A 21,536-nucleotide genomic window follows, 5' to 3' on the forward strand; every position below is an offset into this window, starting at 1 on the left:
GGAAAACGCAGTGACACTGGCAGCAACATCGCTGAGGTGGAGCCGGAGCGGCAACCTCGTCGTCGACGACGTGACGATCGACCCGCGGCCCGGCGAGACAATCGGGCTGCTCGGCCCCAACGGTTCCGGCAAGTCGTCACTCCTGCGTCTGCTTGCCGGCGTCGACCGTCCGGACGCGGGCACTGTGACGCTCGATGGTGCCGACATCCGGTCGCTCGGCCGCCGCGTCCTGGCCAGGCGGGTCGCGATGGTGGGACAGCACTCGCACACCGAGGTCGACATCAGGGTCCGGGATGTGGTTCGGCTGGGCCGAGTTCCACACGCGGACGTCTTCGGCCGCGACGACGGAGGCGACGCCGCGATAGAACGGGCGCTCGTGGCCACCGGTATGTCCGAGCACGCCGACCGCCTGTGGCGGGCCATGTCGGGCGGAGAACGCCAGCGCGCCCAGATCGCGCGGGCGCTCGCCCAGGATCCGCAGGAACTCCTGCTCGACGAACCGACCAATCACCTCGACGTCCAGCATCAGCTCGACATCCTGGAACGGGTGGTGGCATTGCCGGTGACCAGTTACGTCGCACTGCACGATCTCAACCTCGCGGCGATGTTCTGTGACCGGGTCGTCGTTCTCTCGAAGGGACGGATCGTCGCCCAGGGCCCACCTATCGAGGCACTGACGTCCGACATGATCGAGCACGTATACGGGGTGCGTGCCTCCGTCGTCGACGACGGAGGCACGCCGGTGATCCGGTATCACCGTGTCCGTGACCGGGAGTTCGCCGGGCAGGGGTGACCGTCGATCAGGAGTGACGGAAACCTTGGCCGCTGCGGTCGCGGGGATCGGGTTCGAGTCCGAGGAGCTCGGCCCGAATCCGATCCCACGCCTCGAGGTGCTCCCACACGGGTTCGTCCGTGAGGCGCTGAGTGTTGGTGAGGAACGGCGTGGGAAGCATGACGGTCATCATCTGCTCGTCGCGACCGTTGAACAGGCGCAGGCCCCACGACGAGACGGTGTCGTCCGCGCCGATCCGGCGATAAAGCTCGGCGCGGCTGCAACGACGGATACGGCCGAGTTCCGGTCCGCTCGCGGTGTGCTCACCGATGCACAGATGAAAATGCCACCGTCCGAAGTCGACCGTCGCGTACCCGTCGTACATCGAAATCTTTTTCGGCGCATTGGGAGCCGCAACCTCGAGCGCCGAACCTTCGATGAGGAGACCGAACCACATGTCGTTCCAATACTCGTCGAACAGCATCCGGATCAGGCGGAGAAGGCTGTCCTCGTCGACGGGCAGCGCCCAACGCTGCTCGCGTCCGCCGTCTTCGGTTTCGAGGATCTCAGGGCTGAAAGTGGACGTCACGATCTCTCCTTCGAGGACATGGCAGGAGGGGTGGGAAAAGGACAGTCGCCGCACACGCCGCCGTTCGGGGTGCGATAGAACAAGCAGCAGCTGCGACGACGACCCGTGGACCGATCGAGTGCGGTGCGGAGCCGCGGGTCGCCCAGCAGGGCTTCGACGTACGGCGTTGCCGCGGGCCCGATCATGCGACCCGCACCGATCAACGCCGACGCGGTATTGCCCCACAGGAGCCCCGGGGCCACGACGTCCGCCCACGCCGCTATGAGCGGTTCGAGTTGGGCATCGAGGACCTCGGCCGCGACGGAACCACCGAAGCGTGGATCGGCGAGGTGCAACTGCATGCCGCCGTCCGTCCGCCACAGCAACATCCCCGGATCGAGCCGGATGCATCGACCCGACGTCGTCACCGATCCGAGCGCGACGGACCACATCCTCGCGGCGTACCCGAAGAACACGGTCGAGGCGGCGACCCGCGGCTCGCTCGTAACCATCCGGTCGGCCGTCGTGGACACGAGCGCGTCCCGTATTGCGCACTCGCGCAGGGCGGTCGTGGGCTGCCAGGGGCCGGGCGCCGGTCCGGTGCCGACCGCGAAATACGGACTCAGCGTGGCGATTTCCTCGAGCACTTCTGTTGGGTCAGGCACGGCTGTCATCCCCCGTGAGATCGAAGACCAGTGTCTGCGGATCGAATCGCATGCGTCCGCGGTCGAATGCCGCACCGATCCGTCCGGATTCCGCGAGGGCCGCCGGGGTGTCGCACGTCAGCGTCCGATCGGCGTCGAGCAACCACATCCGGTCCGACACTCGCAACGCGAGTTCGAGTTCGTGGGTGGACATGATCACGGCAAGGTTCTGCTCCCGGGCGAGGCGGCCCAGAACGTCGACGAGTTCGACCCGGGACGGTACATCGAGGAACGACGTCGGCTCGTCGAGGACGAGCAGCGACGGTTGTTGCGCGAGTGCGCGGGCGGTGAGGGACCGTTGCCGCTGGCCGTCGGACAGTTCGGTGAACTGTCGTGCGGCCAGGTGTGTCGCCCCGACGGCGTCGAGTGCCCAATCCACCACGGCCCGGTCCTCGGGGGAGAGCCGGGCGCTCGCGGGCAGATGTGGGGTGCGACCGAGTGCGACGAGTTCCCGCACGGTGAGTAGGCCGGGGTCGATGCGCTCGGTGAGCACCACCGAGACGCGGGTGGCGAGGTCGGCGGGCCGGACCGACGACAGGTCGTCGCCGTCGATCAGGACCTGTCCGTGCAGCACCGGTTGCAGTCCGCACAGCGTACGAAGGAGCGTGGATTTACCGGCCCCGTTGGGGCCCACCAGAGCGGTGAGTTCGCCGCGTCGCGCGACAGCGTCGAGACCGGTCGCGACGGTGGTGACACTCCGTCGGCGAAGAGCGCGCCGGCGGTTGTAACCAATTGTCACATCACGTAATTCGATGCCGTTGGGATCGGCCGTGGATACGTCGGTTCGGGTCACAGCGCGGATCCCAACGCCCCGCGACGGCTGCGCACGAGGACGGTGATGACGACCGGCGCACCGACCAGGGCGGTAACGGCATTGAGTGGGAACACCGTGTCCGTGCCGGGCATCTGGCTCACCAGCCCGCAGACGAGTGCGACCACCGCGCCCAGTAGGGCGACGCCGGGCAGCAGAACGCGGTGGTCGGAAGTTCCGAATGCCATGCGGGCCAGATGCGGGACGATGAGTCCGAGGAATCCGATCGGCCCGCAGAACGCGGTGGTGGCACCGGCGAGCAGTGCTGCCGAGACGACCGTCGTCAGGCGCACGGCGCGGATGTCGATACCCATGGAGCGGGCGTACCCCTCGCCGAGCAGCAACGCGTTGAGGGCACGCACCGTGAGAAGCGCGGCGGCGATTCCGGTCAGGACGATCGGGACCAGCAACGCCAGATCGGACCACGTGGTCGCGGTGAAACTGCCCAGACCCCACACGAGGAACTGTTGGCTGCGTTGGGGATCGGCATAGACGAGCAGGACCGAGACCACCGCGGTGGTCGCCGAGCCGAGCATGACCCCGATCAGGAGGAGCGTGACCGCCGAACGCACCCACCGCGACAACAGCATGATCAGCATGAGCACCGCTGCGGCCCCGAGTGCGGCGGCGATGACCACGCCGGCCCGCCCGAGTCCGGCGAGATTCGCGGTGAACCCGCTCGCACCTCCACCGCCGGCCACCACGACGAGCGCGACGCCGAGACTCGCGCCGGAACTGGCACCGAGGATGTAGGGGTCGGCGAGCGCATTGCGGAACAGCGTCTGCATCTGCAGGCCCGCGATGCCCAACGCGGCACCCACCACGATCGCGGTGATCGTGCGGGGCAGGCGCAAATCGCGGACCACTGTGCCCCATCGGGGATCGGACGCGTCCTGGCCCGTGAGGATACGAAGGGTCTCGCCGATGGGCACGGTCACCGACCCCAGGGTCACCGACAACACGACGGCGAGGGCGAGCGCCGCGGCCAACGCAGCGAGCGCCACCGCGACGCGCCCGGTGCGAGGAGGAGGCGACGTGACGCCGTCCTGCGTCCGGGGTGCCGGGTCGAGCGTGGTTGTCACGCCGGCAGTTGCCGGTAGAACGTGAACTCGTGATCCGGCAGGATTTCGGGGTGCAGGATTGCCACCAGATCGGACAGGATCAGGTCGGGGCGGAGCACACCGCGTTCGTAGAAGTCGTTACCGCCGGTCTCGTTCGTGGCCTTGTTCGCGTTCCATACCTCGCCCGTCCCGATCGCGGCGAGACTTCCGTAGCGCTCGTCGTCGGCCAGGGCATCGGCGATGGAGGTCCAGCTGTTGACGACCAGCCACGTCGGCGCGTCCGAGGCCTGGGCAATCACCGACTCGAAGTCGAGGGGCAGGGATCCCGTGGTGGTGACGTCGTCCCACGGCCACTGTGCACCGGCATCGCCGAAGAACTTGCCCATGAAACTGCCGCCCGAGGACATGTACCAAGTGCCCTGGGACATCCCGCCGAGAAGTACCGGAGCGGGGTCCGCGGCGGCGGCCGTCTCCGCCACATCGAGGTAACGCGTACGGATGTCGCCGTACACCTCGGCGGCCCGCTCTTCGGTGCCGGTCAGCGCCGCCATGACTTTGATCCATTCGGCGCGGCCCAGCGGTGTGGCCTCGAGCCACTCGGCGTTCGCGACCACGCCGATGCCGGACTCCCGCAACTGCGTGTACGCGGGATCGTCCGAACCGCCGGTCATCAGGACATCAGGTGCGGCCAGGACCACGGCCTCGGTGTCGACGGTGCCGCCCGCTGCGTACTCGACGACGTCCCCGGAGGCGATGCGATCGCGCGCGGCGGCGTCGGAGACGAAAGAGCCGTTGGAGACGCCGGTGAGAGTGTCGAGGACTCCGAGTTCCGTCACGAGGGGCAGATGGGTGGTCGACGCCGAGTACAGGCTCGTGATGGGCACCGTGATCTGCTGCGCGTCGGCCAGCTCACCTGAGAGCTCCGGAGCAGGCGCACCGCACTTGACCAGCACGTACGACTCGGGTTCGGCGCCGGAGAACGGTTCGTCGACGGTGAGGATCTGGTAGCTGTTCTCGTAGGTGAGCGAGAAGTTCTCCGCGTCGGTGATCTCCGACTTGGCCGGGAAGTAGTCGACCGTTGCATCGAAGTCCGTGATGCACCCGGCGTCGGCGCCGGTATCGGCGCCGATCGAGCTGCCGGTGGCGGACGAACACCCGCTCATGGTCAGGCCTACTACGGCAACGGTGAGGAGAACTCCAGGGAAAACCGCGCGTGAGCGCATGGCGAAGACGCCCTCTCTCGGGGAAATCCGCCCCGGACAGTGAGGTACGACAACGGGAGTCTCCTGGCTCTCGGATCGTCGCTCGCCTCCGCCTTACGACCCTGACGGATCGCGGCCGAAATGGAGGTCTGCTCCCCGATTACAGTGGCGGGACCGCGCCGGACTCACACCGGCTTCCTCGTTCGTCGTCGTAATGACGTCGGCAATTTAACACACCTTGCGACTACGAAAATGTGGGCCTGCGCCCGCCGACTATCGGAACTCACGGCGCTGACCGCACTGCTCCTCGGAATCTCGGTTGCAACTCTCCGAGATCACCGGTTCGGGCTCAGGTCGCTCTCTCGTCGCACGGCCTCGAACGCGCGACGACCCCCACGTCTCTACCCGGATGTCATCGGATGTCGCCGTTCGGACCGTAGAGGCGGGCGATGTCGGGGGAGTCGAGCCATCCCGAGTAGGTGGGCGATTGCGGCCAGCCCTCGGGAGAATCCTGCCATTCTTCCTGGCGTCCCCACGGCAGGATGTCGACCAAGGGGAAGGTGTAGCTGAGCTGTTCGGTGCCGCGGCCGGTGGTGTGCCAGGTGCGGTAGACCGTGTCTCCGTCGCGGAGGAACACGTTGACCGCGAAGCCACCCCCGGGCGGTGCGTCGACGTCCGCTCCGAACGAACTCTCCGAAGACGAGTACCAGTCCATCATGTTGCCGGTCTTCGCCTTGTATGCCAGAGCTTCGCCGATGGGCCCGTTGGTGACGATGACGAAGCCGGCGTCGTAGTTGTCGAGGATGCCCAGCCGGGTCCACTGCGAGGTGAGGCCGGTGCAGCCACCGCACTGCCATTCCTCGCCGTCGGACCACATGTGGTTGTAGACGATCAGTTGTGAGCGGCCGTCGAACACGTCGGCCAGCCGGATCGGACCGTCCGGTCCGATCAGTGTGTAGTCGGGCAGTTCGACCATCGGGAGTCTGCGCCGCTGCGCGGCGATGGCGTCGAGTTCGCGGGTGGCGGCCTTTTCGCGTCTGCGTAAGTCGTCCAGCGCGGTCTGCCAGGTCTGCCGGTCGACGACCGGGGGTAGGGCGCTCGAGGTTTGCTGGGTCATGATGCCTCCGAGGTCGATGGATCTGGTCTGCAGTTGTGACCCGGCAGCCACCCGGAAGTCATCGCGCTCGTTTCGCCTCGGCCGATGGATGGTTAACGGACATAGCGAATCCGCTTGTCTCGCTCGTCGCGTCGTCGCGTCGTCGCGTCGTCGCGTGATGTAGCGAGTGGATCGTCAGATCTGAGGACCCTCGGATCGGAGATCGTCGACCTTTTTCATCGCCTCACGCAGTTCGGTGAGCCACTCCTCCGAGTGCTGCCCGGCGAGCCGGACCGCCCACTTCAGAGCGTCGGCGCGAGACCGGGCGACGCCCGCGTCGACGAGCGTGTCCAGTACCTTCCGTTCGGGCTGCCTCAGCCGCGTCATCACCGGGACTGCGAGGTGGGTGAACAGGACGTGGCGTTCACCGACCGTGACTCCCCAGGCGACCTTGCGCCCGTAGCGGGCCTCGGCTTCGTCGGCGATACGCATTCGGTCGGGGCGGGTGCTTTCGCGGAAGCGGGAGATGCGGCCGTCTACGGCAGCGGCCGATGTGTCGTCGGGTGCGGGAAGTTCCCCGATCACGGTGATCTCCTCGCGGTCGACCTCGACGGTGGCGGGACCGGTGAACCAGTCGTCGGGCAGTCGTCCGGCGAACCATTCGGTGGCGTCCCCCGCGTCGGGCACATGTGCCTGCTGCCAGCCGCCTGGTCGCCCGAAGCCGGGTGAATTCATGTGGTGATGTCGCATGATCGTCCTCCTCGGACGCATCGACGTGCAGATTTGCTGTGATTACAGTATTACTCCGTTGTTGTGACGGGCGCCGCTATCGGGCGTTCGGATCCTGGGTTGTCAGTGCTCCCGAGTTGACATGCGAGGGGTGAACACCGTTCACTCTTGCGGGGTGAACAACGTTCACCCCGGAGGGAGGAGAACGGAATGCGAAGTGCGGAAAACGAGGCACGCAGACAGCCCGCCTCGAGCGGCACGATCACCGCGCTGCTGAGCCTGGCAGGACTGGTTGCCGCATTACAGACCACGCTGGTCATTCCGTTGTTGCCGGACTTCCCAGAGCTTCTCGACGTGTCCGCCGGGGACGCCACCTGGCTGGTCACCATCACCTTGCTGACCGGAGCTGTGGCCACACCGATCGTCTCTCGGCTGGCCGACATGTTCGGCAAGCGCCGAATGATGGTGCTGGCGCTGTCGATGATGGTCGTCGGATCATTGATCGCAGCGCTCGGCGGAACCTTTCTCGCAGTCCTGATCGGCCGTGCCCTGCAGGGATTCTCGTCCGCGCTCATCCCGGTGGCGATGGCTGTGCTCCGTGATGTGCTCCCGCGGGAGAAAGTCGCCGGCGCCGTGGCGCTCACTAGCGCCACGATGGGGATCGGGGGCGCGCTGGGCCTGCCCACCGCAGGTGTGCTCTACGACAGTTTCGGCTGGTCGTCGGTTTTCTGGGTCTCTGCAGCCGCCGGATGTCTGCTCCTGCTGGGGATTCTGCTCGTCGTCCCGGCAAGCGCCACCGGCACCCGGGGGCGATTCGACATCGTCGGAGCGCTGCTGCTGTCCGCCGCGCTGACTGCGCTGCTCCTCGGAATCTCGAAAGGGCCCGCGTGGGGTTGGTCGAGCCCGCAGACCGTCGCGAGCCTGGTCGTTGCCGTCCTCGTCCTCGCCGTCTGGGTGCCGTACGAATTGCGGGTCCCCGCACCGATGGTCGACCTCCGCGTGTCCATGCGCAGGACGGTGCTGCTGACCAACATCGCTGGGCTGTTCGTCGGATTCGCCGCTTACGCGAACACTCTTTCGACTACCCAGCAACTGCAGCTCCCCGAGATCACCGGCTTCGGGTTCGGGCTCAGTGCGGCAGCGGCCGGGCTGTGCATGGTGCCGGGAGGTATCGCCATGCTGCTCTTCTCGCCGCTGTCGGCACGAGTGGCCTCTCGGTTCGGCGGGCGTGCCACCCTCATCACCGCGACACTCGTCATGACGGCGTCCTACGCGTTCCGCATCGCGTTCGACGACACCGTCGTCCTCATCATCGTCGGTGCCGTTTTCGTCAGCATCGGCAACGCGATGGCCTACGCGACGATGCCCGCGTTGATCATGGCAGCCGTTCCGCTCACAGAGACGGCCGCCGCCAACGGGCTCAACAGTCTGCTCCGCACGATCGGAGCGTCGAGCATGAGCGCGGTCGTCGCCGCGCTCCTGACCGGGTTGACGGTCGAACTGGGGGGACGCGCGTTCCCCGCGCACGGGGCCATCGTCGCGATGTTCGCGATCGCGGGCGCCGCCACGTTCTTGGCTACGCTGGCTGCCATGTTCCTTCCGAAACAGCGACCCGCGCAGCCTTCCCCGGTGGGCCCGGCGACGACGACCGCGGTGACGGCACCGGCCGGATCATGACGCCCGCGCATGCCGGAGTTCCTCGGGCCGGGTGCCGACGTGGGTGAACCGAGCACCCGCGAGATCATCCTCGATGCCGCCAGAACGTTGTTCGCCGAACGTGGTTTCAGCGGAACCACGATCAGAGATGTCGCCGAGGCTGCGGGCGTATCGCCCGCCCTCGTGATGAAACTGACCGGCAGCAAGGCCCAACTGTTCCAGGCCGCTGCGCCCGACGCGCCGGGTCTAGCCGATATCGAGCGCCCGGACGAGTCGATCGGTTGCCGGATGGTGCGTGCCCTCGTCGAGCGACGAGACACGGGAGACTACGAATTCTGGGCCATGGCACCATTTTTCGTTCAAGAGGCACCCGACCCGGAGATCGCCCGGCAGAAGATGGTGACGCGTGTCGTGCCGCGGATCGCGGCAACGATCGGTGAGCAGTCGGAAGGCTTGGTGCGTTCGCGGATCATCGTGACGCTCCTGCTCGGACTCGCCGGTGGGCTGCGCACCTTCGAGGTGCTCACAGCGGATGACGTCGGGAACGAGGAACTCATCGAGACCTACGGCGGACTCATCCAGCAAGTCATAGATTCCGGCCGGTGAGGTGCAGCAACAGTAGCGAGATGGGCTCGCGCACCTCTTCGCCCGCGCCGGCAGCCCAATCGACGTCGGTGGCAACGAGCCTGTAGCCCCGAAGTTTTCGCTGCGCACGGTACGGAAAACCCATCGACCAGACGTGGTCGGCACCGGCACGCGCCGCATCGAGCGGCATCGGGCGGTCGATTCCGAGTGGTCTCGCGATGTCCTGTTCGTGTACGAGTACGTCGACGAGGGTGTTCTTGTAGTTGGTCGGTGCGGGGAGCCGGCGCGACTCGGCGTTGTCGTGCAACTCGTCGGCGAGCTGGGAATTTCTGCGTGTCTCGGCGTAGCGCACGGCCGTGTCGTGGTTCATCCGGTCGAAACTGCCCCACGCGCGCAACAGGTCGCGGAGGAGTGCCGGCACGGAGGGTGGCTGCGATGCCAGTGCCAGATGTGCTGCGACGTCCCGGACGAGCCACCCCTCAGCGAGTGACGGTGTACGCCATTGTTCTTCGGTGAGAGTCGCGAGGAGATCCGCGGTGGCGCGGCGTTCGGCGGCGATGATTGTCCAATATTGTTCGGCGTCCATGGCACACCTCGAATTGGTAAGATTCTCGTACTATTGTGCGTCTGCCGGAACGATGCGTCAAGGGATTCGATGAACGAAGAAACAGCCGTAAGAGCACCCGGCGTCAATCTAGGTCTGCTGCTGTTCATTCCGTACCGGGCGCTCGAGAATCGCGTCCTCGAAGTCCTTCGGGAGGACGGCTTCGACGATCTGTCGCTTGCTCAGGCGCGAGTGTTCCAGCGACTGCACCCGGAAGGCTCGAGGATCACCGATCTTGCGGTCGCCGCGCAGATCACGAAGCAGACCGCCGGCTTTCTCGTAGACGGACTCGAACGGGCGGGTTATGTCATGAGGGCGCCCGATCCGCGAGATGCCCGCGCAAAACTCGTACAGATCACCGAGCGGGGACGCCGCGCCGTCGAGGCCGCCGCGCGTGTCGTGGCCGACGTCGAGGCGGAATGGGCCGTCCACCTCGGTGCACGCCGAACGGCGCAACTGCGCGAGATCCTGACGGATCTCCGCGAGATCACCGACCTCCGAAATCGGTGACGCACCGGTCGGCGAGACGAATCGCGGTGACGGCACCGTCACGGTGCGCTGGGAGCCTGGGCGGCCCTGGCGCGGCCCGTGAGATCCTCGAGCGTCAACCGGTGACGCGGTTCGTGCTCCGCGATCATCGTTCGTGACACCTCGTGACGAGGTCCGACATGAAGAAGTTCTCCCGACGCCAGCGACTCCCAGTCCGGGTCCTCGTCCATCCGCTCCGTGGCCACCACAACGGCTGGCCGGCTGGACAGATCGCCCGAGCGAGCACGCACCGTTCCGGCGGCACTCGCGTGCTCGAGATGACGGCCTCCGCTCGGCCCGCCGGAACGCCGCTGCAGGACCATGAGGTCGTGGGTGTCCGGGTAACGGAACGCCCACAACTCCTCGGCGGTCACGAGCACGAAGTTCAGCGACAGTATTCTCAGCCGGTCGGCGACCCATCCGACGGCCGCCGCGATTCCGGCACCGACATCACCGCCCTGCTCGTCGATGTGGCGGGTGATCAGCGCGAAGAATCGCTCCGAATCCGTATCGCCGTGCACGAGAGTGCGGTAGTCGCCGAGTTCGGCTTCCAGCAGCGGAAGGTCTTCGATCACCCCGTTGTGGGCGAACAACCTGCCGTTCTGTTCGAACGGATGGGTGTTCGCGAGGACGGTGCCTCCCGTGGTCGCGTACCGGACGTGGGCGACGAAGGTCCGGGACTCCCGCTCCCTGGCCTCGAGCGCGAACTGACGGTCCTCGTATGCCGCGATCGGTTGCTTCTCGAGCATCGGGGTGCCGTCGGCGGAGAAGGTCCCCAGACCGGTTCCGTCGGGCATTCGGCGACTCTGCTCGGCGAGGCTGTCTTCGGCGTCGAGGAGCCAGAATGTGGCGTGCACTCGATGGGGTGCTGCGGACATCCCGAACAATCGGCACATTGCCGTCGTCCTCTCGCTCGAGGCCGGATCATCACCAGTATGACCAGGCCCGAGGTCGCTCCGGGCCGGTTCACACCCGAGATCGGGTTGCGCCCGTGAGTGCGATCCGCCCCGAATGGTCCTCGCGCGGAAGACGAGAGTTCCCGATCGGGGCTACCGTGAGGAAAACGAAAGGGAGCATATGCGGATACGCGACAAGGTATTCGTCGTCACCGGCGGCGGCAACGGAATCGGGCGCGACGTCGTCCTCGAACTTCTCGTGCGCGGCGCACGGGTTGCAGCCGTCGACCTTCGCAGTGAAGCGCTCGACGGTACGCGGGCACTGGCGCCCGCCGCCGGCGACAGGCTGACAACCCACACCGCGGACGTATCGGATCGCACCGCCGTCGAGGCGCTCGTCGGCGAGGTCGTCGCTGCTCACGGGCAGGTGGACGGCATCGCGAACGTCGCCGGGATCATCCAGCACTTCGTGCCGTTCGCCGAACTGTCGTACGACGAGATGTCGAAGGTGATGGATGTCAACTACTGGGGCGTCGTGCACATGTGCAAGGCGTTCCTTCCCGAGCTCACGAAGCGTCCGGAGGCCAGCCTGCTCAACGTCTCCAGCATGGGCGGCCTCGCACCGGTGCCGGGTCAGTCCGTGTATGGCGCCAGCAAGGCCGCAGTAAAGCTTCTGACCGAAGGGCTGTTCGCGGAGCTTCGCACCACGAACGTCGCCGTGACGCTCGTCTTCCCCGGCGCGATCCGCACCGGCATCGCCGAGAATTCGGGGGCGTCCATTCCGGGCCGCGACACCGATGCGGGCGCTGCGAAGATCACCTCGTCCGCCGAGGCGGCGCTGCGCATCGCCAACGCGATCGAAAAGGGCACGTTCCGTATGTGTATCGGCAAGGACGCCACGATGATCGACCTGCTCTCGCGGCTCATGCCGCGCCGCACGATCGACATGGTGGCGAAGAAAATGGGATCGCTCGTCGATCGCTGAGCCCACGGCGACCCGTGGCGCCGAGCCCACGGCGGCCGGCGGGGCCCCGTGCTTACGAGTTCTTCTCCTCGGAGTTCTCCGTCTCGGTGGCCGGACCCGCAGGCGTAGCTCCGCCTTCGGTGGTCCACTCGGTCGACTCGCCTTCGGTGGAGCGGGCGGGGTCGGAGACGACGTCGGGCGCCGCATCGTCGCTCCCGTGTTCGGTCGACGTGGTTTCGGGGTCTTTGTGGTCGGCCACTGACATGCTCCTCCGTTGCGACGTTCCGGTCGGAATACCCATATCGGTGGCGCTCAACCGCCGGTGTGGAAGACCTCCCTGCGGGGTACCGGGAAACACAGGCCGACGACCGAGGGAGGCAACCGTGTCCGACGAGGCCCAGAACCGGATGCAACACCCCGGAGAGCAACACCCTGTTCCCCCGTTGGAGCAGCAACCCGAGATCACCTACTCCGGCGCGACCGACGAACTCGTCACTGCTCCGGACCACGGCGAACTGGCGTATCGGGGCTCCGGAAAACTTCTCGACCGGCGTGCACTGATCACCGGTGGTGATTCCGGTATCGGGCGTGCCGTGGCGATCGCCTTCGCGCGGGAAGGAGCAGACGTCGTCCTCTGCCATCTCCCGGAAGAAGGCGAGGACGGCAGACGGACCGCCGAACTCGTCGAAGCGGCGGGACGGAGCGCCGTGCTCGTGCCCGGAGACATCCGGGAAGAAGACTTCTGCCGACACCTCGTCGCCACGACCGTCTCGGAGTTCGGTGGTATCGACATCCTGGTCAACAACGCTGCCTACCAGCACCTGGTTCCCGGTGGGATCGCCGACATGACCACGGACGGGTTCGATCGCGTCATGAAGACGAATCTCTATGCCCTGTTCTGGTTGTCGAAATTCGCAGTGGCCCGGATGGAACCGGGATCGACGATCGTCAACACCACCTCGATCCAGGCGGTGAACCCCTCACCTGGTCTCCTCGATTACGCCACCACGAAGGCCGGCATCGTCGACTTCACCAAAGGGCTTGCCGCAGACGTCGCGAGTAAGGGTATTCGCGTCAATGCTGTTGCACCCGGCCCTATCTGGACGCCGTTGATTCCTGCGACCATGCCGAAGGATGCGTACGAGAATTTCGGTAAGGATGTGCCGCTCGGCCGTCCCGGACAGCCGGCGGAACTCGCTCCCGCGTACGTGTTCCTCGCCTCGCAGGACTCGAGTTACATCACCGGGGAGACCATCGCGGTCACCGGCGGGGTGCCCTTCACCTGACGAGCAGGTACCCCGGGGTGCCCGGGGTACCTGCTGCCTATCCGGTGATGCTCGGAGTGTCGGTCGACGCGGGCCGGGAATCGTCGGCGTGCATCTCGCCGACCTCGGACTTCAGGATCCGAAGTGATCTGCCCAGCCCTCGCGCAGCTTCGGGGAGCTTCTTCGACCCGAACAGAACGAGCAGGACCACCGCGACGACCGCCCAATGTGCCGGGCTCATCGCGCCCATCAGCCCGCCATCCCGTCCGTCGGGTACACCGCGTCGACCTCGACCTCGACGAGCCAGCCCGGAACGGGAAGGCTGCCGACCTCCAGCGCGAACCGCGTGGGCCGTGCGGCATTGCGTTCGAGCGGTGCGGCCGGCTCTGCGGTTCCCAGGGGCACCAGTTCGGTGTCCCCGGTGTCGAGATTCGTGTTCGCGAAGAACTGACGATAGGCGCGGTTCCAGCCGGCGTAGTCCGCTCTGTCGGTGCCGGGCGCGTTGTCGAGGAACACCCGCATGGTGGTGACATCGGCAAGAGTCAGTCCCTGCGCTTCGAGGTTCGCGCGAATGTTCTTGAGGACGTTGATCCCTTGGGCTTCGGTTACGGTGACACCGTCGGGCAGCTCACCGTCGGCGAACTGTGAGTCGATGTACGACTCCGGGGTGCCCTGAGGTGCTGCCGTATTCGCCGCAGTCGGCCCCAGACCGCTGGATTTGTATACCCTCGCACCGGAACTGATCGTCACGCCCTGCGCGATCATCGGGTTCGCCTCGCCGGGCTCGAGAACCGCCTGCGCCACGGCAGTCGTCTCGCTGGGTGGCGCGCCGGGGTCGTCGTCGGACGAGCAGGAAGTCAGGATGGCGGTGGTGGTGGCCAGGCTCGCGGCCAACGCCGCGGCGCGGAGGGTGGTGCGCTTCATGAGTGCTCCTGGAGATCGAAGGTGGTCAGGCTGCGGCGACGCGCTGGTGCAGCGCCGTGACGACATCGCGGGCAGAGGTGAAGGCGCCGTGCTGCCAGGCGATTGCGTTGGAGAGGTGGTCCCCTGCGAAGTAGATGCGGTCAACGGGTTCGAGCAACAGTTCGTACTCGGGGGTGGCGGCACCCCCGTGCGAGTCACCGGCGCCCTTCCAGTTCGTCCAGGCGCCTTCCGAGTACTTCATGCGACGCCAGCTACCCGAGAAGGACGAGGCGATGTCCCGGCCGTATTTCTCGCCGTGGATCGACATGCCCTCTGCCACGGCTTTGTCCAGACGCTGCTTTTGAGTGAGGGATTCGAACGCGAGGTGCCGCCGTCCGCTGGTGTAGTACCCGACGACGACTCCTCGGTCCGAGCCGTAGTGGTCGTACGGGAACATGATCTGGGTGATGTCCTTGTCCGTGTTCGAAGCGCCGCCGTAGATGCGGTCTTCCGTTTCCCACCAGCGCCGGGTGTATTCGATGCCGAGCTTGCCGGCCGAGGCGGGAACGGCGGCGGACAGCGCTTTGAGTACTTCCGCGGGCAAGTTGTTGTCGAAACGGCCGACCAGATTCGGCGGAACGGTGCAGATGCAGTAGTCGGCGGTGATCGACTTCCGTGCGCCGTCCTGCGTGTAGGTCACGGCGACGCCGTCGGGAACGTTCTTCATCGAGGTCACTTCGGCACCGAAGTGGATCCGGTCGGTACCGATCTTGTCCCGCAAGGCGTAGTAGATCCGGTCCATACCGCCGACGGGGGTCATCATCGTCGTCGCCTGGTCGTAGCCGAACTCGAAGCTGAAGTTGCGGCCGAGGCCGGACCGGATGACGTCGCTCATCGGGAACGGTTCGGTCTCGGTGCCGAAGTTCAGGCCGGCACCGGGTTCGCCCGAGTAGCCGCGTCGGGTGGAGCCGAGGTAACGGCCGTCGCTGGACAGGTCACCGAAGTCGCTGAGGAACTCCGACAACGCCTCCTTGTCGTCGGGGGAGAGGACGTCGTCGAGCGCACCCCTCGACGCGGCTTTGTGGAGGAGTTCGGACATGTAGCCGTAGGTGTCCGCCTTCGCGGCGCGGTACTGGACCGACTGTCCCGAGATAGCGGTGTCACTACTGTAATGGACGAGCGTGTTCGCATTCTGATTGCCGAACGGCTGGACCTCGACGCCGAGTTCGTGGCAGTAATCGAGGGTGATGTGGCTCTGCGGGATGCGGGTGGCCCCGAGGTTGTAGTAATGGCCGTCGGCGAAGGTGCAGGTCTGAGTGTCTCCGCCGATCTCGGTTTCCGTGGTGCCGCCGCGCACCGAGTAGACGCGTCCGCCCGGCCGGGTGCGAGCCTCGAGTACCGTGACGTCGTAGCCGCCCTTACGGAGTTCGTACGCAGCGCACAGACCTGCGGGACCGCCGCCGAGCACGACGACCGACTGCTTTCCCGGGGCCTTGCCGATGAGGTCGCCCATCGCGGGAGGCTGGAACCTGTTCGGTGAGGTGGCTGCCGCGGGGGCGAGACCTATGGTCGACATCGCCCCGTAGGCGAGTCCGACGCCTCCGGTCATGCCGAGGCCCCGCATGAATGATCTTCTGGTGACACTCACTTCATGGCTCCCATCGCGCTCACGACGTCTGCTCCAGGCCGCGGACGTCCTGTGCCCGCGCCGTCGTTCGGAGCAATCGTGGAGGCGGTGTGCTTCCCGCCGGATACGGCGAAGAAACGGTTCGGCAGCGGCGAGTGAGAAACGTCGCGAGCAATCCCTCTCACTCGGAAGACCTCATACGACTTGCCGAAGAAACCGTGGGGTAACACGATGCGCGTACGGTCTGCGCGGCCGGCACGAGCACGCCGGCGGGTGGGGAGGCATCATGACCGAAACGTCTGCGCTGGCCGATGCGATCGCGCGGTCGTTCGCGCACCGGGAACCGGAACGCCCGGCAGTGTCGCCACTGCGAGCTTTGGGGCGCAGGCAACTGTCGGGATGGGAGGTGCTCGCTCAATCGGTCGCGACGACCGCCCCGGCGGCATCGATGGTCCTGCTGCCCGCCGCGATGCTCACCCACCACGCGTTGATGTCCGGTGTGATCGCCGTGGTGGCTGCAACTGTGCTGGTCACTCTGATTGCTTGGTGCACAGCGCTGTTCACCCGCCGCATGGTTGCCTCGGGCGGGCTGTACGCGTTCGTCGCAAAAGGTCTGGGCCCACGTGCGGCTCTGACGACGGGCGTCGCGATGGCGGTGAAGTATCTCGGGAGCGGCGCGCTGACGCTGTACCACGGAGGTCACGCGGTGATCGCGATCGCCGCACAGTGCGGCATCGGCATCCGCGGGCCGGCGACCGCGGTGGTGTATCTCCTGATCGCCGCGGCGATCCTTGCGGCATTGTTGCGTGGTGTCCGGTTCGCGGCGCTGGCGATCCTTGTGATCGAATCCTGTTCCTTGATTTTCATCGTCGGCCTGATGGTGATTCCCGGTGCGGAATCGGTACCGGTGCAGCCTTTTCCGGGATCCGGGACCGGTCTCCTGCTTCCTGTAGTTCTGTCCGCGCTCTTCGCCCTCGCAGGATTCGAGAGCGCGACGTTCGTCGCGCCCGAGGCGCGCCGTCCGATGATCACCGTAACCCGCACCGTGATCGCCACACCGGCACTGTGTGGAGCGCTGTTCGTGTTCGCCGGTTGGGCCGCGTGGAGCGGCCACGCCGACACCCTCGTGGGGGCTTATCTGTACGGCACCTCGACCGGCGTCAGTCCGGTGGTGGTGGCCTTGCTGCACCTCGGGATGGCCTGCTCGTGGCTCGCGTCGGCGATGGCGTCCTCCAACGCCGCGTCCAGGCTGCTGTATTCGATGGGCGTCGAAGGCGTTCTGCCGGCTGGGCTGGGCTCGGTACACCGGAGGCTCCGCACACCCTGGGTTGCGCTCGTCTCCGCGGTGTCCTGTCTCGCGATCGGTGCGACGGTCCTCGCGGTCCGGGGTGAGGTGCCCAACTGGGCCGGTGTCACGCTGCGCGTCGTTCTTCTGGTCGCGTACGTCCTGGTCGCGGTCGCGGCGGTGGTGTTCCTCGCTCGTATCCGGGAGTCGACGCCGGCAATCACCTGGACATGCCGCCTCGCTGCGACTCTCGGTGGGGTGGTCACCGGGTACATCGTGATCGGCCACGCGCTGGAGGGACGGTTCGGCGCTCTGACGGCGTTGCTCGTCGTGCTCGCGGTTCCGGTCCTGTGGCACCGGCACCTGCGACGAACGCGACCGGCCACCCTCGCCGACATCGGCGTCTTCGACAGCCCCGAATCGAAGGATGTGCTTCCCGGGGCCGGCGCCTTCGCGGAGACCGGGCGCGGCCGCGTCGCCCTCGTCGGATCCGATCATCCGAACGCGGTACGGCGGTGAGCGTCCGGGCCGGGCAGGGTGGGCACGAACCCCGGGCCGTTCAGCGTGCGCTCGCTCTCCTCGAAGCCGTTGCCACCCTCGGTGCCGGCGCATCGGCTCGTGACGTCGCGGCGCTGACAGCGATCCCGCCCGCGACTGCCTACCGTCTGCTCAATCTCCTCGTGGCAGACGGTTACCTTGTTCGGGTCGAAGACCTGTCGGGTTTCGCGCTCGGACGGCGTACCCGCGAACTCGCTGCCGCCGCACCGGCGCCCCCTGTGGACATCGATCCGGGTCCTGTCCTCGAGGAGTTGCGGGCACAGCTCCGGTACGGCATCTACCTGGTGTCCTACACGGGTGGCCGGGTCCGCCTCGTCGACCGAGACCCCGACCACGAACTGTCCGGCGAGTCGACCTGGACGACGCACCTGCACGCGTCGGCGATCGGAAAACTGCTGCTCGTTCAGCGGCCCGAACTGATCGGGCCCGGCCCGCTCCGCCGGATCACCGAATGCACCAAGACCGAACCAGCCGAACTGAGGGCGGAACTGGAACGTGTACGTGACGAAGATGCCGCGTGCGAGGTCGACGAGAGTCGCATCGGCCGGTCAGCGCTCGCGGTCCCGGTGCGCACTAACGACCATCGGCTCACCGGAGCGCTGACCGCCATCGGGCGCACCGGACGGCTCAGCGTGAACGATCCGGAGATCCGGGATCTCTTGCGCTCCTACGCTTCTGTCCTACACGGGTCGACCTCGGTCTCGTAACCGAGGTTCCGTCCGATCCGGCACACGAACCGTGCGGGCGTACCGAGCGGAAATGCTTGTCAGAACGACGGATTCACGGTCCGAGCGGGCGGGGTGGGAAAGGGGCAATCGCCGCACACACCTGCGTTGGCGGTGCGGTAGAACAGGCAGCAGCTACGACGCATTCCTGTCGCTCGGTCGATGCTGTCGGTCAATCGCGGGTCGTCCAGAAGCGCGTCGAGCTGCGGAAGTGCCGCGTCGCCGATCATTCGCCCCGCACCGATCAGAGCCGAGGCCGCGTTACCCCACATCAGCCCGGGTGCCACCACATCGCGCCACGCCTCGACGAGCGGCTCGAGTTGCCGGTCGAGCACCTCGACGGCAACGGAATCACCGAATCGCGGTTCGGCGACGTGCAACAGCACGGTGCCACCGTCGGACCGCCACAGCACCTGCTCCGGGTCGAGGCCGATACAACGTCCGGACAGCGTGACGGACCCGATCGCGATCGACCACACGCGCGCGGCGTAAGCGAAGAACACCGTCGAAGCGGCCACCCGCATCTCGTCGGTGCTCATCCGCTCGGCCGTAGCGGTCACGAGGTGGTCACGGGTCGTGCGCTCACGCAGTGTGGTGGTGGGTTGCCATCGGCCGTCGGGCACTTCTCCGGTCCCGGCCGCGAAGAAGGGACTCAGTGCCGAGATCCGTTCGAGCACCTCGGTCGCGCCCGACGTCGCATTCTCCTGGGCCACGGCACTCCTGCTCTCGTTCGTCCACTCCATCCGCCGGCTCGCTCGTGCCGTCGTGCGACGTCGGCAACGTAGCACGGCGCGAGCACGCCGAATCGCCCGCTTCGGCGGGCCGACTATCGTAGGTCTCACGACAACCGATCGAAAGGACCGGCATGGGTGTGAGTTTGGCCAAGGGCGGAAATGTCTCGTTGTCGAAGGAGGCTCCGAACCTCACTGCGGTGACGGTCGGTCTCGGCTGGGACGTCCGGGCTACGACCGGCGCCGATTTCGACCTCGACGCCAGTGCTCTCGTCACGGGCGCGAACGGCAAGGTGCTCTCGGACCAACACTTCGTCTTCTACAACAACCTGCGTTCGCCGGACGGATCGGTCGAGCACACGGGCGACAACCTGACCGGCGAGGGAGAGGGTGACGACGAGTCGATCAACGTCGACCTCGTGGCAGTGCCCGCCGAGGTGCAGTCCGTCGTATTCCCGGTATCGATTCACGACGCCGACGCGCGCGGGCAGTCGTTCGGTCAGGTGCGCAACGCGTTCATCCGGGTGGTCGACCGCTCCAACGATCGCGAACTCGCGCGCTACGACCTGAGCGAGGACGCGTCGTCGGAGACCGCGATGGTCTTCGGTGAACTGTACCGGCGCGGCACCGAATGGAAGTTCCGCGCGATCGGCCAGGGCTACGCGTCCGGCCTCGCGGGAATCGCCCGCGACTACGGTGTCAGCATCGGCTGACCCCGCAGGCGCGCCGCGGGCTCGTGACCGGGCCCGCGGCGCCGCCACCCGATCTGCTGCGATCACCTCGTGCAGGCGGACTCCCGGTGCGACACTGGTGTGATGTGTAGATGGATGGCCTACTCCGGCGATCCGATTCTTGCCGAAGACTTGTTGTTCAGGCCGGAGCATTCGCTGATCGATCAGAGCCTGCACTCGCATCTCGGTGCCACCACGACCAACGGTGACGGCTTCGGGGTCGGCTGGTACGGCCTGGGCGAGCGACCCGCGGTGTTCAAGGGCATCGATCCGGCGTGGAACGACGAGAATCTTCGTGAAGTCGCGTCGCAGGTGAGTACCCATTTGTTGTTCGCCCACATCCGGGCATCGACCGGAAGTGCCGTCCAGCGGAGCAACAGCCACCCCTTCCGGCACGAGAACTGGCTGTGGATGCACAACGGATGCATCGAAGGATTCGAGCGGATGAAACGGGATCTGGCCTTCGCCATCGAACCGGATCTCTACCCGTACATCGAAGGGTCCACCGACTCGGAAGTGCTCTTCTTTCTGGCGTTGACGTTCGGCCTCCGGGAAGACCCTCTCGGCGCGGTGGGGCGGGCAGTGGGACTGGTCGAGCATCTCGCCCGGCAATACGACATCGACGCTCCGGTGCAGATGAGTGCCGCCACCACGGACGGCGTCACGGTGTGGGCGTTCCGCTACTCGAGCGAAGGAAAAACGCGCTCGCTGTTCTACTCCACCGAGATCTCACGATTGCGCTCGCTGCATCCGGAGGTCGAGGCACTCCAGCGTTTCGGTATGACCGCGAGATTGGTTGTGTCCGAACCTATACGGGACTTGCCGGGGGCGTGGAACGAAATGCCCGAAGGGTCCGCGGCGATCGTCCGCGAAGGCCGCGACGACATCGTTCCTTTCGTTCCACTGGGTGCGGCGTAGACAGCGCGGGGCGACATCGTGTCCGCGTCGGCAACCCGTGATACCGGGGTCGGAGGCGGCGCGTGACCGGCCGGCTACCGACCGGAGGCCGGTCCACCCGCAGGTTGTTGTGGTCGGCCGGTGTGCGGCCGTTGCTGACAACCGTGGTGCTGCTGACCGTCTACTTTCTCGCACCGCTCGACGGTGTCGGGGATCTGGGGGCAGTGTTCCTCCTGATTGTGGGGGTTCTCGCGGTGGGTACGGTGGCGGTCTGGCAGGTCAAGAAGGTACTGGCGTCCCACTACCCGGCGGTGCAGGCCGTCGAAGCGGCCGCTGCCACTGTTGCCTTGTACCTCGTCGGTTACGCCGCGTTCTACTACCTGCTGTCCGCTGCGAACGCGCAGGGATTCAGTGAGGTGCTCTCGCGGGTCGACGCACTCTATTTCTGTCTCACCGTGTTCGCCACGGTCGGATTCGGCGACATCGTGGCCACCACGGATTCGACGAGAGCGGTCGTGTCCCTCCAGATCGTCGCCAATCTGGTGTTCCTCGCCGTCGGGATCCGTGTACTGACCGGCGTGGTGCAGTGGCGTCGGCAGCAGCGTCAGAACCTTCCCGGCACTCCCCCGGGTGGGTAG

At 66.5% G+C, this 21,536-nt stretch carries 25 protein-coding genes and 1 riboswitch; of the genes, 11 read left to right on the top strand and 14 right to left on the bottom strand.

Annotated elements, in window-relative coordinates; translation table 11 throughout:
* Window positions 1-10: 10 nt before the first annotated feature.
* The gene (locus ACLQ3J_RS05890) at window positions 11-793 is read left to right on the top strand and encodes an ABC transporter ATP-binding protein (RefSeq protein ID WP_425902510.1); all 783 of its coding nucleotides are present in this window, start codon (window positions 11-13) and stop codon (window positions 791-793) included.
* A 7-nt stretch (window positions 794-800) separates the two neighbouring features.
* On the opposite strand, the gene ACLQ3J_RS05895 is transcribed toward ACLQ3J_RS05890, so the two are convergent.
* The 7 genes from ACLQ3J_RS05895 to ACLQ3J_RS05925 form a co-directional block, all read right to left on the bottom strand.
* Window positions 801-1,361: a DUF7676 family protein gene (locus ACLQ3J_RS05895; protein WP_169619086.1), complete on the bottom strand. Its 561-nt coding sequence runs from the start codon at window positions 1,359-1,361 to the stop codon at window positions 801-803.
* Entirely contained in the window at window positions 1,358-2,005 is a 648-nt protein-coding gene (locus ACLQ3J_RS05900) for a (2Fe-2S)-binding protein (protein WP_425902512.1), read from the bottom strand. Before ACLQ3J_RS05900 ends, ACLQ3J_RS05895 begins: the two co-directional genes overlap by 4 nt.
* Window positions 1,998-2,837 carry an ABC transporter ATP-binding protein gene (locus ACLQ3J_RS05905; protein WP_425902514.1) on the bottom strand — a complete coding sequence of 280 codons (840 nt, stop codon included), beginning with the start codon at window positions 2,835-2,837 and terminating at the stop codon, window positions 1,998-2,000. Before ACLQ3J_RS05905 ends, ACLQ3J_RS05900 begins: the two co-directional genes overlap by 8 nt.
* Window positions 2,834-3,859: an iron chelate uptake ABC transporter family permease subunit gene (locus ACLQ3J_RS05910; protein WP_169619585.1), complete on the bottom strand. Its 1,026-nt coding sequence runs from the start codon at window positions 3,857-3,859 to the stop codon at window positions 2,834-2,836. Before ACLQ3J_RS05910 ends, ACLQ3J_RS05905 begins: the two co-directional genes overlap by 4 nt.
* A gap of 74 nt (window positions 3,860-3,933) precedes the next feature.
* Window positions 3,934-5,079: an ABC transporter substrate-binding protein gene (locus ACLQ3J_RS05915; protein WP_425902516.1), complete on the bottom strand. Its 1,146-nt coding sequence runs from the start codon at window positions 5,077-5,079 to the stop codon at window positions 3,934-3,936.
* 97 nt (window positions 5,080-5,176) lie between these two features.
* Window positions 5,177-5,361, bottom strand: a riboswitch (cobalamin riboswitch).
* Between the two features lie 169 nt (window positions 5,362-5,530).
* On the bottom strand, window positions 5,531-6,235 hold the full coding sequence (locus ACLQ3J_RS05920) for a DUF899 domain-containing protein (RefSeq protein WP_169651378.1): 705 nt from the start codon (window positions 6,233-6,235) through the stop codon (window positions 5,531-5,533).
* Window positions 6,236-6,409: 174 nt separating this feature from the next.
* Window positions 6,410-6,964, bottom strand: a complete 555-nt coding sequence (locus tag ACLQ3J_RS05925; protein WP_169651377.1) for a hypothetical protein — start codon at window positions 6,962-6,964, stop codon at window positions 6,410-6,412.
* 189 nt (window positions 6,965-7,153) lie between these two features.
* Between ACLQ3J_RS05925 and ACLQ3J_RS05930 the strand changes: the two genes are divergently transcribed.
* Both ACLQ3J_RS05930 and ACLQ3J_RS05935 read left to right on the top strand, forming a co-directional pair.
* Window positions 7,154-8,620, top strand: coding sequence for an MFS transporter (locus ACLQ3J_RS05930; protein WP_169651376.1), 1,467 nt, complete (start codon window positions 7,154-7,156; stop codon window positions 8,618-8,620).
* Window positions 8,621-8,629: 9 nt separating this feature from the next.
* On the top strand, window positions 8,630-9,205 hold the full coding sequence (locus tag ACLQ3J_RS05935) for a TetR family transcriptional regulator (protein ID WP_425902519.1): 576 nt from the start codon (window positions 8,630-8,632) through the stop codon (window positions 9,203-9,205).
* Here ACLQ3J_RS05935 and ACLQ3J_RS05940 read toward each other — a convergent pair.
* Window positions 9,186-9,770: a maleylpyruvate isomerase family mycothiol-dependent enzyme gene (locus ACLQ3J_RS05940; RefSeq protein ID WP_169651375.1), complete on the bottom strand. Its 585-nt coding sequence runs from the start codon at window positions 9,768-9,770 to the stop codon at window positions 9,186-9,188. The genes ACLQ3J_RS05935 and ACLQ3J_RS05940 overlap by 20 nt on opposite strands.
* A 69-nt stretch (window positions 9,771-9,839) precedes the next feature.
* Between ACLQ3J_RS05940 and ACLQ3J_RS05945 the strand changes: the two genes are divergently transcribed.
* Window positions 9,840-10,298 carry a MarR family winged helix-turn-helix transcriptional regulator gene (locus tag ACLQ3J_RS05945; RefSeq protein WP_169619103.1) on the top strand — a complete coding sequence of 153 codons (459 nt, stop codon included), beginning with the start codon at window positions 9,840-9,842 and terminating at the stop codon, window positions 10,296-10,298.
* Between the two features lie 38 nt (window positions 10,299-10,336).
* Here ACLQ3J_RS05945 and ACLQ3J_RS05950 read toward each other — a convergent pair whose 3' ends face one another.
* Complete coding sequence (locus ACLQ3J_RS05950) at window positions 10,337-11,212, bottom strand: class II glutamine amidotransferase (RefSeq protein ID WP_425902522.1); 876 nt, start codon at window positions 11,210-11,212, stop codon at window positions 10,337-10,339.
* 181 nt (window positions 11,213-11,393) lie between these two features.
* Between ACLQ3J_RS05950 and ACLQ3J_RS05955 the strand changes: the two genes are divergently transcribed.
* On the top strand, window positions 11,394-12,197 hold the full coding sequence (locus ACLQ3J_RS05955; RefSeq protein WP_378528068.1) for an SDR family NAD(P)-dependent oxidoreductase: 804 nt from the start codon (window positions 11,394-11,396) through the stop codon (window positions 12,195-12,197).
* Between the two features lie 52 nt (window positions 12,198-12,249).
* On the opposite strand, the gene ACLQ3J_RS05960 is transcribed toward ACLQ3J_RS05955, so the two are convergent.
* On the bottom strand, window positions 12,250-12,441 hold the full coding sequence (locus tag ACLQ3J_RS05960; protein WP_425902525.1) for a hypothetical protein: 192 nt from the start codon (window positions 12,439-12,441) through the stop codon (window positions 12,250-12,252).
* Window positions 12,442-12,583: 142 nt separating this feature from the next.
* Here ACLQ3J_RS05960 and ACLQ3J_RS05965 point away from each other — a divergent pair, with 142 nt between their 5' ends.
* Window positions 12,584-13,462, top strand: coding sequence for an SDR family oxidoreductase (locus ACLQ3J_RS05965; protein WP_425902748.1), 879 nt, complete (start codon window positions 12,584-12,586; stop codon window positions 13,460-13,462).
* Between the two features lie 37 nt (window positions 13,463-13,499).
* Here ACLQ3J_RS05965 and tatA read toward each other — a convergent pair whose 3' ends face one another.
* The 3 genes from tatA to ACLQ3J_RS05980 are packed head-to-tail and all read right to left on the bottom strand — an operon-like array spanning window position 13,500 to window position 15,968.
* Window positions 13,500-13,682, bottom strand: coding sequence for a Sec-independent protein translocase subunit TatA (tatA, locus tag ACLQ3J_RS05970; RefSeq protein WP_240951848.1), 183 nt, complete (start codon window positions 13,680-13,682; stop codon window positions 13,500-13,502).
* 8 nt (window positions 13,683-13,690) lie between these two features.
* Complete coding sequence (locus tag ACLQ3J_RS05975) at window positions 13,691-14,365, bottom strand: Rid family hydrolase (protein ID WP_169619113.1); 675 nt, start codon at window positions 14,363-14,365, stop codon at window positions 13,691-13,693.
* Between the two features lie 25 nt (window positions 14,366-14,390).
* Entirely contained in the window at window positions 14,391-15,968 is a 1,578-nt protein-coding gene (locus ACLQ3J_RS05980; RefSeq protein WP_425902749.1) for a flavin monoamine oxidase family protein, read from the bottom strand.
* A 289-nt stretch (window positions 15,969-16,257) separates the two neighbouring features.
* Between ACLQ3J_RS05980 and ACLQ3J_RS05985 the strand changes: the two genes are divergently transcribed.
* The gene (locus ACLQ3J_RS05985) at window positions 16,258-17,775 is read left to right on the top strand and encodes an APC family permease (RefSeq protein WP_425902528.1); all 1,518 of its coding nucleotides are present in this window, start codon (window positions 16,258-16,260) and stop codon (window positions 17,773-17,775) included.
* Window positions 17,772-18,521 carry an IclR family transcriptional regulator gene (locus ACLQ3J_RS05990; protein ID WP_425902530.1) on the top strand — a complete coding sequence of 250 codons (750 nt, stop codon included), beginning with the start codon at window positions 17,772-17,774 and terminating at the stop codon, window positions 18,519-18,521. Before ACLQ3J_RS05985 ends, ACLQ3J_RS05990 begins: the two co-directional genes overlap by 4 nt.
* 59 nt (window positions 18,522-18,580) lie before the next feature.
* On the opposite strand, the gene ACLQ3J_RS05995 is transcribed toward ACLQ3J_RS05990, so the two are convergent.
* Window positions 18,581-19,252: a (2Fe-2S)-binding protein gene (locus tag ACLQ3J_RS05995; RefSeq protein WP_425902532.1), complete on the bottom strand. Its 672-nt coding sequence runs from the start codon at window positions 19,250-19,252 to the stop codon at window positions 18,581-18,583.
* 152 nt (window positions 19,253-19,404) lie between these two features.
* On the opposite strand from ACLQ3J_RS05995, the gene ACLQ3J_RS06000 reads away from it, so the two are divergent.
* From ACLQ3J_RS06000 to ACLQ3J_RS06010, 3 genes are all read left to right on the top strand, one after another.
* Window positions 19,405-19,983 carry a TerD family protein gene (locus ACLQ3J_RS06000; protein WP_425902534.1) on the top strand — a complete coding sequence of 193 codons (579 nt, stop codon included), beginning with the start codon at window positions 19,405-19,407 and terminating at the stop codon, window positions 19,981-19,983.
* A gap of 102 nt (window positions 19,984-20,085) precedes the next feature.
* Window positions 20,086-20,919 carry a class II glutamine amidotransferase gene (locus ACLQ3J_RS06005; protein ID WP_425902536.1) on the top strand — a complete coding sequence of 278 codons (834 nt, stop codon included), beginning with the start codon at window positions 20,086-20,088 and terminating at the stop codon, window positions 20,917-20,919.
* A gap of 62 nt (window positions 20,920-20,981) precedes the next feature.
* Window positions 20,982-21,536: a potassium channel family protein gene (locus ACLQ3J_RS06010; protein WP_425902538.1), complete on the top strand. Its 555-nt coding sequence runs from the start codon at window positions 20,982-20,984 to the stop codon at window positions 21,534-21,536.

Origin of the sequence: Rhodococcus sp. DT1 (assembly GCF_049844875.1) — a bacterium.
GTDB lineage: Bacteria > Actinomycetota > Actinomycetes > Mycobacteriales > Mycobacteriaceae > Rhodococcus.